This is a genomic window from Methylobacterium sp. D48H (genome assembly GCF_053345715.1).
Window position 1 is genome coordinate 219,221 of sequence record NZ_JBKFAP010000001.1, and the last position, 12,738, is coordinate 231,958.

Annotated in this window: 16 protein-coding genes and 1 tRNA gene; 5 read left to right on the forward strand and 12 right to left on the reverse strand. The window is 74.1% G+C overall.

Going from position 1 to position 12,738, the window contains the following annotated elements; translation table 11 throughout:
- Window positions 1–4: 4 nt before the first annotated feature.
- The 7 genes from ACLBX8_RS01190 to hrpB form a co-directional block, all read right to left on the reverse strand.
- A complete protein-coding gene (locus ACLBX8_RS01190; protein WP_447714502.1) occupies window positions 5–1,243 on the reverse strand; it encodes a CCA tRNA nucleotidyltransferase in 1,239 nt (412 codons plus the stop codon).
- A complete protein-coding gene (locus tag ACLBX8_RS01195) occupies window positions 1,240–1,497 on the reverse strand; it encodes a DUF6111 family protein (RefSeq protein WP_020093505.1) in 258 nt (85 codons plus the stop codon). Before ACLBX8_RS01195 ends, ACLBX8_RS01190 begins: the two co-directional genes overlap by 4 nt.
- A 9-nt stretch (window positions 1,498–1,506) precedes the next feature.
- A complete protein-coding gene (locus ACLBX8_RS01200) occupies window positions 1,507–2,178 on the reverse strand; it encodes a CoA pyrophosphatase (RefSeq protein WP_056522483.1) in 672 nt (223 codons plus the stop codon).
- On the reverse strand, window positions 2,175–2,759 hold the full coding sequence (locus tag ACLBX8_RS01205; protein ID WP_447697670.1) for a DUF1285 domain-containing protein: 585 nt from the start codon (window positions 2,757–2,759) through the stop codon (window positions 2,175–2,177). Before ACLBX8_RS01205 ends, ACLBX8_RS01200 begins: the two co-directional genes overlap by 4 nt.
- A gap of 90 nt (window positions 2,760–2,849) precedes the next feature.
- On the reverse strand, window positions 2,850–4,073 hold the full coding sequence (locus ACLBX8_RS01210) for an SMP-30/gluconolactonase/LRE family protein (protein ID WP_447697671.1): 1,224 nt from the start codon (window positions 4,071–4,073) through the stop codon (window positions 2,850–2,852).
- 74 nt (window positions 4,074–4,147) lie between these two features.
- Window positions 4,148–4,573 carry a PaaI family thioesterase gene (locus ACLBX8_RS01215; protein ID WP_447680592.1) on the reverse strand — a complete coding sequence of 142 codons (426 nt, stop codon included), beginning with the start codon at window positions 4,571–4,573 and terminating at the stop codon, window positions 4,148–4,150.
- Window positions 4,574–4,614: 41 nt separating this feature from the next.
- Entirely contained in the window at window positions 4,615–7,080 is a 2,466-nt protein-coding gene (gene hrpB / locus ACLBX8_RS01220) for an ATP-dependent helicase HrpB (protein ID WP_447714503.1), read from the reverse strand.
- Between the two features lie 185 nt (window positions 7,081–7,265).
- On the opposite strand from hrpB, the gene ACLBX8_RS01225 reads away from it, so the two are divergent.
- The 4 genes from ACLBX8_RS01225 (at window position 7,266) to ACLBX8_RS01240 (ending at window position 9,587) form a co-directional block, all read left to right on the forward strand.
- Entirely contained in the window at window positions 7,266–7,913 is a 648-nt protein-coding gene (locus tag ACLBX8_RS01225) for a carboxymuconolactone decarboxylase family protein (RefSeq protein ID WP_020093511.1), read from the forward strand.
- A 150-nt stretch (window positions 7,914–8,063) separates the two neighbouring features.
- Window positions 8,064–8,297 (forward strand): hypothetical protein, encoded by a 234-nt coding sequence (locus tag ACLBX8_RS01230; RefSeq protein WP_447680590.1) that lies wholly within the window; start codon window positions 8,064–8,066, stop codon window positions 8,295–8,297.
- Window positions 8,298–8,404: 107 nt separating this feature from the next.
- Window positions 8,405–8,776 (forward strand): hypothetical protein, encoded by a 372-nt coding sequence (locus ACLBX8_RS01235; protein WP_447680589.1) that lies wholly within the window; start codon window positions 8,405–8,407, stop codon window positions 8,774–8,776.
- A gap of 112 nt (window positions 8,777–8,888) precedes the next feature.
- A complete protein-coding gene (locus ACLBX8_RS01240) occupies window positions 8,889–9,587 on the forward strand; it encodes a YoaK family protein (RefSeq protein WP_447697673.1) in 699 nt (232 codons plus the stop codon).
- Here the strand turns inward: ACLBX8_RS01240 and ACLBX8_RS01245 are convergent.
- From ACLBX8_RS01245 to ACLBX8_RS01265, 5 genes are all read right to left on the reverse strand, one after another.
- Window positions 9,577–9,825, reverse strand: coding sequence for a flagellar protein (locus ACLBX8_RS01245; protein WP_447680587.1), 249 nt, complete (start codon window positions 9,823–9,825; stop codon window positions 9,577–9,579). The two genes, ACLBX8_RS01240 and ACLBX8_RS01245, sit on opposite strands and share 11 nt — an antisense overlap.
- Window positions 9,826–9,918: 93 nt before the next feature.
- Window positions 9,919–10,101, reverse strand: a complete 183-nt coding sequence (locus ACLBX8_RS01250; RefSeq protein WP_020093516.1) for a hypothetical protein — start codon at window positions 10,099–10,101, stop codon at window positions 9,919–9,921.
- Between the two features lie 25 nt (window positions 10,102–10,126).
- Window positions 10,127–10,213 (reverse strand) — tRNA-Leu (locus ACLBX8_RS01255).
- Between the two features lie 33 nt (window positions 10,214–10,246).
- On the reverse strand, window positions 10,247–11,440 hold the full coding sequence (locus tag ACLBX8_RS01260) for an FAD-dependent monooxygenase (RefSeq protein WP_447697674.1): 1,194 nt from the start codon (window positions 11,438–11,440) through the stop codon (window positions 10,247–10,249).
- A 12-nt stretch (window positions 11,441–11,452) separates the two neighbouring features.
- Window positions 11,453–11,710 carry a zinc-finger domain-containing protein gene (locus tag ACLBX8_RS01265; protein WP_020093518.1) on the reverse strand — a complete coding sequence of 86 codons (258 nt, stop codon included), beginning with the start codon at window positions 11,708–11,710 and terminating at the stop codon, window positions 11,453–11,455.
- Window positions 11,711–11,910: 200 nt separating this feature from the next.
- Between ACLBX8_RS01265 and map the strand changes: the two genes are divergently transcribed.
- Window positions 11,911–12,738, forward strand: a complete 828-nt coding sequence (map, locus tag ACLBX8_RS01270) for a type I methionyl aminopeptidase (protein WP_056522448.1) — start codon at window positions 11,911–11,913, stop codon at window positions 12,736–12,738.

Consider the following 12,738-nt stretch of genomic DNA (forward strand, 5'->3'; position numbering starts at 1 on the left):
TCGTTCAGCGGGCGCTCTCCAGCGCCCGCGCCAGCAGGTCGGCCCGCGCTGCCGCGTCCGTCGGGCAGCCCCGCTCCAGCCAGATCCTCCGCGCCGCGGCCAACCCGCGCCCGATCCCGGGCCCCGGCGCCACCCCGGCCGCGACGAGATCCGCCCCCGCCAGGGGAAAGGCCGGCGACGCCCCTTCCCCCTCCAGAGCCCGCAGGGCCGCCCGCGCCGCCTCCGTCACGGCGGGCCGCGGCTCTCCGGCCAGGATCGCCAGCGCGTCGGCCAGGCACGACAGGCCGTGCTCCGCCGCCAGGGCCCGCGCCGCGACCGCGTCCAGCACCGCGCATCCGTGGAGATCGGCCAGCGCCGCGGCGTAGCCGAGCAGCTGCCCGTGCTCGCTCTTCGACAGGCGCAGCCGCTCGCGCAGCCGGTCGGCGTCGTGCCGGGCGCCGACGGCGAGGGCCGCGAGGCGCGTCACCGGAGGCAGGCCCGCGGCTGCGGCCCGTTCCAGCCGCCCGAGCTCCCCGACGCCGCCGGTGATCCGCGGCAGCAGCCCGGTCGCGCTCAGCGTCGTCACCATGGCCGCGCCGCCGGGGGCCGCGAGCAACTTCAGGAATTCCGCGCGCACGCGCTCGCGAGAGAGCCGGTCCAGGCTGTCCCGCGCGGCCACGCAGGCCGCCAGGGCCGCGGCGTCGGGCGCCCCGGCGCCGAACCGCGCATGGAAGCGGAAGAAGCGCAGGATCCGCAGCGCGTCCTCGCGGATCCGGGTCGCCGGGTCGCCGATGAAGCGCACCCGCCCGGCCGTCAGGTCGGGCCGGCCGCCCACCGGGTCGTGGAGGGTTCCGTCGGCGGCGAGGGAGAGCGCGTTGACGGTGAAGTCCCGGCGCTCGGCGTCGCGGCGGAAGTCCGTGCCGAAGCGGACGACCGCGTGCCGCCCGTCGGTCTCTACGTCCTCGCGCAGGGTCGTGACCTCGATCGGCCCGTCCTCGGTCACCAGCGTGATGGTGCCGTGCTCGATGCCGGTCGGCACCGCCTTGAGGCCGGGCGCCCGCTGCGCCGCCCGCATCACCGCCTCGGGCCGGTGCGTCGTCGCCATGTCGATGTCGGCGGTCGGCGCGCCGAGGAGCGCGTCGCGGACGCAGCCGCCGATCAGGCGGGTCTCCGCGCCCGGCGCGTCCAGGGCCGCGAGGACGCGGCGGACGCCCGGGCGTTCGAGCAGGGCCGCCAGCCCCGCCACATCGAGGGCGCGGCTCACCGGAAGCCACCGGGTACGAGACGGCCGTTCTCCATGTGGGTCGGCACGTAGCCCCCGGGACGGCGCTCCGAGAACAGGCCCTCGTAGACGAGGGTGCCGATCACCACCGCCAGCCCGGCCAGGACCAAGCGGAACAGGTGCGCGTCCCAGTGCACCCGGCGCAGGGGATTGCGGCCGGACAGCAGCAGGTAGACGAGGAACAGCGCGAAGGGGATGAGGAAGAGGCCGAACTCTTCGAGGATGCGGCGAAGCATGCGGTCAGCCTAACGCGCCGCGCGGTCGGCGTCGCCCGGCGCCGCCTCCGGGTAGAGCCGTTCCCGCAGATTGTTCAGGATCCCGGCGGTGACGCCCCAGATCAGCCGCTCGCCGAAGGTCAGGGCGTAGAACCAGCGCTCGCGGCCCTGCCACGCGCGGGAGCGCAGGCGGTAGCGCTCCGGGTCCATGAGGAACGGGAGCGGCACCTCGAAGACGTCGGCCACCTCGTCCGGGTTCGGCGTCAGCACCGCGCCGGGATCGACCAGGCCGATGACCGGGGTCACGAGGAAGCCGGTGCCCGAGAGGTACGGGTCGAGATAGCCGAGGAACCGCACCGCCTCGGGCGGCAGCCCGATCTCCTCGTAGGCTTCCCGCAGGGCCGCGTCCGCAGGGCCGGGATCGGAGGGATCGATCTTGCCCCCCGGCAGCGCCACCTGCCCGGAATGGTCGCGCAGGTTGGCGGCCCGCATCGTCAGGATCAGGGTCGGACCGTCCGCGCGCGGCACGACCGGCACGAGGACGGCGGCCCGGCGGTGCGGCGGCGGCGGGATCACGGCCGTCCCGTCCGGATCGAGGCTGTGGTCGCCCCGGGGATTGGAGGTCGGATCGTCCGGTCCGGGCGGGTCTGGCGACAGGCCGGCGGCGGCGCGGGCGAGGAAGTCGGCGAGCGGGTCGCTCACGCGGCGGCGACCGGCGCGATCGTGTGGAAGGCGCCGCCGGCCCACAGGCCGAGCCAGGGCTTCCCGTCGATCAGACGCTCCTCGGCGAGGTCCACGAGGTCGTAGGTGAGCGCCCGGGTCACGAGCGCCCACAGCCCGCGGCGGACATGGAGGTAGGGCTTCAGCGCCCCGTCCGGCGCCTCCTCGAAGCGGAGGGCGTGGTCGGCGTCGACGCTTACCAGGTCGTCGACGTTGGTCCGGAACGAGACCCGCCGGTCCGCCCCGCTCCCGTCCACCGCCATCTCGACGGCCACGAAGGCCGCGTCGTCCACGGTGATGCCCACGCTCTCCACCGGCGTGACCAGGACGGTCCGGCCGTCCGGCTCGCGCCGCAGGATGGTGGCGAAGAGCTTGACCAGCTTGTCCCGTCGGATCGGCGAGCCGTTGTGGAACCACGTCCCGTCCGCGGCGATGCGGATGTCGATGGCGCCGCAATAGGGTGGGTCCCACCGCTCGACCGGCGGCAACCCGCGCTTCGGCAGATCCCCGAGGGCCGCGCTGAGGCGGCTCAAGGTCGGGTCGGAGGCGGGATCCTCGGTCATGCCCGTGACAGATAGCGTCGCGATGCCCGGTCAGCCATGGCCGAGAGGAGGATCGGCGCCGGTTCCGTCCCGGATCGCAGGTGCGCGATCCTAGGCCGGCCCGGCGCCCTGGGTATTCACCGTCAGGGCGTAGAGCGACTGGCTCGCCGCCATGAACAGGCGGTTGCGCTTGGGGCCGCCGAAGGTCAGATTCCCGCACACTTCCGGCAGGCGGATCCGACCGATGAGCTTGCCCTGGGGCGTCCAGACGGTGACGCCGTTGTAGCCCACGGCCCGGCCGGCATTGCTCGACACCCAGAGATTGCCGTCGACGTCGGTCCGCAGGCCGTCGGGCCCGCATTTCACCCCGTCCACGACGCAGTCCGAGAAGAGGCGCTTGTTCGAGAGCGCCGCCCCGGCCCCGACGTCGAAGGCGTAGATCTCGCCCTTGCCGCCGGGTCCGGTATCCCCGGGACCCTTGCCGGTGGAGCAGACGTAGAGCGTCCGGTGATCGGGCGAGAAGCACAGCCCGTTGGGGTCGGGCACCTCGTCGTCGGTGAGCACCCGGTCGACCCGGCCGGACGGGTCGATGCGGTAGACGGCGTTCGGGAGCACGCGTCGCCGCGAGACGGTCCCGGCGGGCTGGCCGAGCCGCGGATCGAGATGGCCCTGCCGGTTGCTCGGGCCGCCGGCGACGTCGGGCAGGCCCTCGTAGAGCAGCGCGCCGTAGGGCGGATCGGAGAACCAGTAGGCGCCGTCCGGGTGCTGGACGACGTCGTTGGGCGAGTTGAGCGGCTTGCCCTCGAACGAATCGGCGAGGACCGTCGCCGAGCCGTCGAGCTCGTAGCGGACGACGCGTCCGGTGGCGTGCTCGCAGCTGAGCTGCCGTCCCTGTCGGTCGAAGCTGTTGCCGTTGGAGTTGTTGCTCGGCATCCGGAAGGTGGAGACGTGCCCGTCCTCCTCGAGCCAGCGCATCTGCCGGTTGTTCGGGATGTCGCTCCAGACCAGGTAACGGCCGACCGAGTTCCAGGCCGGTCCCTCCGCCCAGAGGGCGCCGGTCCAGAGCCGGCGGATGGCGCTGTTCGGCACGATGTAGGGCTCGAACGCCGGGTCGACCGTGACGATGTCCGGATCGGTGAAGTAGGTGGTCGGGGCTGCGCCAGGCCGGAAGTCGCGCGGCGGGCTCGTCACCGCGCTGGGCGGTTCCGGTCGGGCCGCCGCGTCGCCGGCAGTCACGGCCAGGGCCCCCAGGCCCGCGAGGATCGTGCGCCGGGATCGCGGAATCGACCCGCGTTCACCCGCGATCCCGGATGCGTCGGTCCGCGACGGTCGCATGCGATCCTCCCCCGCACATCGGGCCTCTGCGCCGCGATGCGCCCGGGCAGGTTAGGACCGTCGTCCTGCGCGGGTCAATCGGGACGGCGCCTCAGGATCTTCCAGACGCCGTCCGCCGAGGCGAGGAGACGTGTGCCGTCGCGGACGTCGCCGCGCATGAACACCAGGGAGCCCGTGCGCTTGACGACCTGCGGCCGGATCTCGATCCAGTCGCCGAGTCGGCCGACATCGATGAACTTCATCTCCAGCTGGATGGTCACGCAGTTGGCGCCCCCGGCGGCGCGCATCGCGGTCTCGCCGAGGGCGCGGTCGGCGAAGCTCATCAGCATGCCGCCGTGGACCACGCCGATCAGGTTGGCGTGCTTCTGATCGGCCCGGAACGCGTAGGCGCCGTCCGCGCCGCGGACGTGCAGCGGCCCGACATGGGCGATGAAGCCCTTGTCCTCCACCAGCGTCCAGCCTTCGGCGGCGGGGTCGTGGGCATCCGTGTCGGTCGTCATCGCGTCGGGTCCGTTCGTGTCGGGGTCTCGAAGGGCGGCTGTCAGGTTCCCCGGGGCTTGGCCCGGCGGGTCGGGGCCTCGCTGAGCGGGTCCTCCGGCCAGGGATGGCGCGGGTAGCGCCCGCGCATCTCGGACCGCACGGCCGTCCAGGATCCGCGCCAAAAACCCGGCAGGTCCCGGGTGATCTGGATCGGTCGCTGCGCCGGCGACAGCAGGTGCAGGACCAGCGGGCGCCCGCCGGCCCTGGGATGCCGGTCGAGGCCGAACAGCTCCTGCACCCGGACCGCCAGCGCCGGCTCCTCCGCCGTGTAATCGACCGGGATGCGCGAGCCGGTCGGCACCTCGACATGGGTCGGCGCCTCCGCGTCGAGTCGGGCGCGCAGGTCCCAGGGCAGCAGGGACTGGAGGGCGTCCGCCAGGTCGCTCGCCGTGACCGACGCCAGGGCGGCGCGCCCCACCAGGGCGGGCGCCAACCACGTCTCCGCGGTGCGGGCCAGCGCGTCGTCCGACAGGTCGGGCCAGGCCGCGCCGTCGGCGGCGTGCAAGAAGGTCACCCGGGCCCGCCACTGCGCCAGGGCCGGCGTCCACGGCAGGCAATCGATCCCGAGATCGGCGATGCCGCGCGCCAGGATCGCGGCGCTGTCCGTGTCGGGCGGCACCGGCAGCGGCCGTGACCCGAGACTGACCGCTCCGAGCCGCCGGACAGCCCGCGCCCGCAGGGCCGCCGCCTGCGGATCGAAGGTGATCTCGGTGCGCGACTCGATCCGGTCGGCGAAGAGGCGCTCGATCGCCTCGGTGCCGATCGCCGCCGCGGCCAGGATCCGCGCATTCCCGGCCGACCCGGCGAGGTCGGCGATCACCAGATGGGTCTCCCGGGCGAGCGGGCTCGCCGGGTCGAGGCGCCCGGCCCGACCGCTCGCCATCACGAACTCGCCCTCGCGGCCGCGCGCCCGGGCGACCCGGTCGGGATAGGCGAGTGCCAGGAGCGGCCCTGCGGCGGCCGGGCCGGCATCCGGACTCGCCGGCCCGTCGGCCCCGGCGCTCCGGGCCCAGTTCTCGGCGAGCCGGCGCATGTCGGCGGCGCGCCCGCCCCGGTCGCGGCGGAAGCGCTTGACCCGCTCGTCGAGGTCGACCCCGTCGCCCCCGAGGCCCCGCTCCACCAGCACGGCGGCGAGGTCGGCCGCGGCCCGCGCCTGGCCGGTACCGGCCGCGACCGTCACCATCCGGGCGAGCCGCGGCGGCAGCGGCAGCGCCCGCAGGCGCGCGCCGACCGGCGTCAGGCGGCCGTCGGCGTCGAGGGCGCCCAGCTCACTCAGCAGGGCGCGGGCCTCCGCCAGGGCCGGCGCCGGCGGCGGGTCGAGGAAGGCGAGCGCGCCCGGGTCGGTCACGCCCCAGGCGGCGCAGTCGAGGAGCAGCCCGGCGAGGTCGGCCGACAGGATCTCGGGCCGCGTGAACGGCTCCAGGGCGTTGGTGCCGGCCTCGGACCAGAGCCGCCAGCACAGGCCGGGCTCGGTGCGGCCGGCGCGGCCCCGGCGCTGGTCCACCGAGGCGCGGGAGGCGCGGGCCGTGACCAAGCGGGTCAGACCGAGGCCCGGCTCGTAGACCGGGACCCGCGCCAGCCCCGAATCGACCACGATCCGGACGCCCTCGATGGTGAGGGAGGTCTCGGCGATGCTGGTCGCGAGGACGACCTTCCGCGTTCCGGCGGAGGCCGGCGCGACGGCGCGGTCCTGCTCGGCGGCCGTCAGCGCGCCGTAGAGGGGTGCGACCTGCACGTCGGGGCCGACCTTCTCGGCCAGCAGGTCGGCGGTCCGGCGGATCTCCGCCTGCCCGGGCAGGAACACCAGGATCGAGCCCGGATCCGCCCGCAGGGCGCGCAAGGTGACCTCGGCGACCGAGTCCTCGATCCGCCGGTTCGGATCGCGCTCCGCGTAGCGGGTCTCCACCGGGAAGGCGCGCCCCTCGGAGGCCACGACCGGGGCGTCGCCCATCAGCCGCGCGACCCGGGCGCCGTCGAGGGTCGCCGACATGACGAGGATCCGCAGGTCTTCCCGCAGGCCGCCCTGCGCGTCGAGCGCCAGCGCGAGGCCGAGATCGGCGTCGAGGGAGCGCTCGTGGAACTCGTCGAACAGGACGGCTCCGACCCCGGACAGTTCCGGATCGTCCAGGATCATCCGGGTGAAGACACCCTCGGTGACGACCTCGATCCGCGTGCGGCCCGAGATCTTCGAGCCGAGGCGGACGCGCAGGCCGACCGTGCCGCCGACCGGCTCGCCCAAAGTCTGGGCCATCCGCGCGGCGGCGGCCCGGGCCGCGAGGCGGCGCGGCTCCAGCAGGACGATCTTGCGCCCGTCGAGCCAGGGCGCCGCGAGCAGGTCGAGGGGCACGCGGGTCGTCTTGCCGGCGCCGGGGGGCGCCACCAGGACGGCGGCGTTCCGCGCGGCGAGCGCGCGGCGCAGATCGGGGAGCGCCGCCTCGATCGGCAGCACGGGTGCGGGACCGGCCATCGCGGCCGCTGATGGCGCGGTGCGGCGCCGAGCGCAACCGGGCCGGGCCCGGGACCGCGACGCGTCCGGCATTCCCGTGACGCCGCGCGCGATTCGACACGGGCTTGCCGCCCCGGGCCCTGGTGGCCGCGCGGCGCCGCCGCGATCGTGCGGCGCGACTGCACAGATCCAACGGGAGCTAAACGATGACCCTCCGCCGCCGCGCGCTGACTCTGGCCGCCCTCGCCCTGGCCCTGCCGCTGGCGACTCCGCTGGCGACCGTGGCGGCGCGGGCGCAAGACCGGCTGCCGACCATCCCGCCCCAGGACTACACGCCCGAGCAGAAACAGGCGGCCGAGGCCTTCGCGCAGGCACGCGGCAAGCCGCCCTTCGGGCCGTTCGAGCCGCTCATGTACTCGCCGGAAGTGATGACGCTCGCCCGGTCGATGGGCGACTACCTCCGCTTCAAGCCGAAGATCGGCACCACGCTCTCGGAGCTGGTGATCCTGATGACCGCCCGCCGCTGGACGCAGGACTACGAGTGGTACGTCCACGCGCCGATCGCCGAGAAGGCCGGCATCTCCGCCGACATCATCGCGGCGATCCGCGACGGCCGCCGGCCGGCGAAGATGAGCGACGACGAGACCCTCGTGTACGATTTCACCGCCGAGCTCCAGGACACGAAGCGCGTCTCCGACGCGACCTTCGCGCGCGCCGAGGCCCGGTTCGGCAAGCCCGGCGTCGTCGATCTGGCGGCGATCTCGGGCTACTACACGTTCCTGGCGATGGAGCTGAACGCGGCCCGCTACCCGATTCCCGCCGACGGCAAGCCCCTGCCGCGCATGCCCGAGTGACCCCGCTTATCCACAGTCGCCCGGCAGCGGCAACGGCGTTGTCCACAGGGTTTGGCTGGTCCCGTCCGGCTGGCCCGGCCGCCGTTGACGGAACGTTAACCCTGATGGCTTGTTCTCTTTTCGTTCCCGGACGCGACGAAGGAGAACCCGATGCTGACCCAGGTCCTGGCCCAGCGCGACGATCACGTATGCCCCGTCGAGGCGATCAGCGCCGCGTATCTCGGCTTCGCGGGCGGCGATGCCGGGATCGCCCTGCGCTGCGCGATCGCCGACGCCCTGTCCGACCTGATGGAGGCCGAGCGGCGCACGCGCGAGCGCAGTCGCCTGATCTCCCGAGGCTACGTCCGCACCGCCCCCGACACGGAGGCCGGAGCGGCAAGCTGAACCGTGGCTGCAGGCCGGCTTCAGCATCGGTGCAGCGCGGGCGCGGCATTGTCCCTCCTGTGATCCGGGGCGCCGCAGGCGCTCCCCGCACCCACCGGAGACAGGTCATGACACGCATCGCTCTGCTCTCGGCCGCCGCGCTGATCGGCGCGGGCACCCTGGCCTCCACCGCCGCCGAGGCCCGCGGCGGCGGCGCCATCGCGGCCGGCATCATCGGCGGCCTCGCGGCCGGCGCCCTGATCGGCGCCGCGACCCAGGCCCACGCGGCGCCCGGCTACGGCTACGGATACGCGGATTACGGCTACGCCCCGGCTCCCGTGGTCGTGCGGCGGGCCCCGGTCTACCGCGTCTACGAGGAGGACGCGCCGGTCTACGCCACCCGCCGGACCGTGACCTACGAGCGGGTCCCGGTCGGCTACGGCCCCGCCCGCCACTGGGGCGGGGATTACGAGGGCGGCTACGGCTATCGCGGCTGGTGAGCCGGGGGTTGCGCCCGGCGCCGTGACGGCGCCCGGGCGCGTGGCTTAAGACGGTGGCGGCGCCGACCGAATCGGGTTCTCGGCACCCCACCGACGGGTCATCGACGGGTCCATGCTGGTCCACGAAGGCGAGACGCGTACCCCCGAGGCCGACAGGGCGCTCGCCCTCTCCCTCGCCGGGGTGGCCGGCGCGCTGAACACCGCCGGCTTCTACGCGGTGGGCCTCTACGCCTCGAACATGACCGGGAACGTCTCGGCCATCTCGGACAGGACCGGCACGGGCGACCTGCTCCTCGCCGCGCAGGCCGGTCTGCTCGTCGTCCTGTTCGTGCTCGGCGCCGCCACCGCGACGCTGCTGATCCGCCGCCGCCGCCGCGGGCACCGACCGGGCGCCTACGCCTACGGGGTCTGCGCGGAGGCGATCCTCCTCGTCGCCGTCGGCCTGGTCGTGCTGCCGCTCGAGGAGCCGGCGCGGAGCCACGCCCTGGTGCTCGGCCTGAGCTTCGTCCTGGGCCTCCAGAACGCGGCCGTGACGAAGATCTCCGAATCGCGGGTGCGGACCACGCACGTGACCGGCATGATCACCGACATCGGCATCGAACTCGCGCGCTGGCTGGACCGCGGCCCATCCGGCGCGGATCCACTCAAGCCCCACGATCCGGAGCGGCTGCGGCTGTACCTGCTGACCGTCGGCGCCTTCCTGGCGGGCGGTGTGGTGGGGGTCGTGGCCTACCGCCTCGTCGGCGTGGCCCTGCTCTTCGCGGCGGCCGCGATCCTGGCCGGACTCGCCCTCCCCGCTCTCAGGCGGTGACGTCGAGGAGCTGGCCCATCATGCGGTCGGCGGAGCGCGCCACCGCGGCGTTCAGCGCGAAGGCCGACCGCGACCCGATGAGGTCCAGCGCGGCCCCCGACAGGTCCACCTGCGCGGCCGGCGGCAGGGCCGTGTCGCCGGTGGGCGCGCCGCTCGCCGCGATGGTCTCGGCCGCTCTCCCGAGCCGGTCGGTGGCCCGGCTCATGCCGGTGGCGGCGGTCTGAAGGGCGTCGATCATACCGGAATCTCCCCGCCGCCACTCTGGCAGGGACACGACAAGGGCCGGTTTCGGCGATCGCTCAAATGCGATCCATCCGGCGCGACGGCCGCCTCACCCCTTCGGCGCGCACACGGTCACCGGAGAGGCGCCGCCGTAGGGCCGCTCCGCCTCGGCGATCTGCTTCGCGGCGGCCTCGCAGGCCTGCTTCGTGTTGAACTCGACGGATCCGATCGCGGAGCCCGAGCCGGCGAGCATGATGATGAGCACGTAGACCACGCCATTCCCCTCCGGCATCCCGGTCCGGCGTCGCGCTGCGTGCTGGTGCGGACGGCGGGACTCGAACCCGCACGGCCTCGCGGCCGCAAGATTTTAAGTCTCGTGCGTCTACCGGTTCCGCCACGTCCGCATGCACCCTCGGTAGCGGGGGCGGCGGGTCCGATCAAGCGGGGGGCGTCCAGCCATACAGCCAGGCGTAGCGGTCGCGCATGCCGTCCGGGCCGAGACGGGCCATCACGGCGTTGCGCAGGAACGCCACCACGCCGCCGGCGTGGTAGGTCCGGCCGTTGCTCCGCGCCGCTTTCTGAACCCGTCGCACCCGTGCGGTCCGCGCGCCCGAATACGCCGCGAGCGCGGCCGGAACGTCGGCGTTGTCCGCGAGGGCGCGCGTGAGGACCGCGGCGTCCTCGATCGCCAGGGCGGCCCCCTGCGCGAGATAGGGCAGCACCGGGTGGCCGGCATCGCCGATCAGCGCGAGCCGGTCGCGGGCGAGCGGGCGCGCCACGGCGCGGTCGGCGAGCGACCAGACCAGCCAGGAATCCGGCAGGCTCAGGAGGTCGCGAAGCGGCGCGGCGCTGCCGCGCAGATGCCCGCGCAGCACGGCCGGCTCCCCGAGCCGGCCCCAGCCCTCGTCGCCCACCGCCTCGGGCACCACCGCCACCACGTTCAGGAACTGGCCGTCCCGCACCGGGTAATGCACCACGTGCCGGCCGCGGCCGAGCCACAGGCCGGTGGCGCCGCCGCGCAGGTCCTGCGGGACTGCCTCCATCGGGATGAGCGCGCGCCACGCCGCGGCCTGACCCGGCCGGAGCGGCGCCGAATCGAGCTGCGCGCGCAGCCGGGATCTCAGCCCGTCCGCGCCGATCGCGAGGTCGTAGGCGACCGGCTGGGCCCCGCTCGCGCCCTCGACGGTGAGGACGGCCTCGGACGTCGTCTGGGACACGGCCGTGACGGTGCGCCCCATCATCAGGCGGATCGTCGAGCGGCTCCGGAGCGCGTCGAGCAGCAGTGTCTGCAGGTCGGCGCGGTGGATCACGTAGTAGGGCGCGCCGAAGCGGCTCTGCGCCTGCGCGCCGAGCGCCACGCCGCCGATGCGGCGGCCGCTGTCCAGGGCCCGCACCTCGACGGCGGGCGGCTCGCTCGCCGCCCGGCGCAGCGCCGCGGAGAGCCCGAGGCCCGCCAGAACCCGGCTCGCGTTGGGCGAGATCTGGATCCCGGCCCCGACTTCGCTGAAGCCGGTCCGGCGCTCGATCACCGTGACGGCGTGGCCGGCATCCGACAGCGCCAGCGCCGCCGTCAGGCCGCCGATCCCGGCCCCGACGATCCCGATCCGCAGTGATGGACTGCCAGAAGGCACGGTGGGCGGCGCCTACTCCGCCGCGACCTTGGCGTCGTCCCGCCACACGCAGGCCTGCGGCTCCGCCTCGTCGGCCTTCAGGCCGGCCCGGTAGCGGTAGAGCGTCGAGCAGTACTGGCAGATGATCTCGCTGTCGGCGCCCATGTCGAGGAACACGTGCGGGTGGTCGAACGGCGGCAGCGCGCCGATGCACATGAACTCCTTCACGCCCACGGTGATAACCGGCACGCCCGGCTCGTTGTGGAAGTGCGGTACCGCCTTGCCTGCCATCCGGCCCTCGCCTGCCCCGCGACCGACCGCGCGGCGAATCTGCCAGCGCGCTCCCGGGCGTCTCGCGGCCGCTTATGCCGCCAGCCCCGCGACCGGCGCAAGCCTCGCCCGACCTACGACCGATGCGGCTTGGACTCGCGGGCCCCGCGCCGTACATAGGGCGAAGCCCGATTGACGCCGCCGCGAAAAAAGTCCCGATCATGCAGCAGGAACAGGCCAGTGCGCAGGGTGCGCGCCGCGCCCCGGAACCGCCGATCCACGGTCCCGAGGGCTTCGAGGGCATGCGCCGGGCGGGGCGGCTCACCGCCGAGGCCCTCGACCTGCTGATGGAGGCGACGCAGCCCGGCGTCACCACCGAGGAACTCGACAGGCTCGCCTACACCTTCGCCATGGACCACGGCGCCTATCCGGCCTCGCTGCTCTACCGCGGCTACCCGAAGTCGATCTGCACCTCGATCAACCACGTGGTCTGCCACGGCATCCCCAACGACAAGCCGCTGCGCGAGGGCGACATCGTCAATCTCGACATCTGCCTGATCCTCGACGGCTGGCACGGTGATTCGAGCCGGATGGCCTATGTCGGCGAGGTGCCGCGCAAGGCCCAGCGCCTGTGCGAGATCACCTACGAGGCGCTGATGCGCGGCGTCGCCGCCGTGAAGCCGGGCGGATCGACCAACGACATCGGCCGGGCGATCCAGTCCTACGCCGAGGGCGAGCGCTGCTCGGTGGTGCGCGATTTCTGCGGCCACGGCCTCGGGCGCACCTACCACGACGCGCCCACGATCCTGCACTACGTCGAGGCCAGCTACGACGTGCCGTTCAAACCCGGCCAGTTCTTCACGATCGAGCCGATGATCAATCTGGGCCGGCCCGCCGTGAAGGTCCTGGGCGACGGCTGGACCGCCGTGACCCGCGACCGCTCGCTCTCCGCCCAGTTCGAGCACACGGTCGGTGTCACCGAGACCGGCGTCGAGATCTTCACGATCTCGCCGAAGGGGCTGCACCAGCCCGTCAACCCGGCCGCCTGA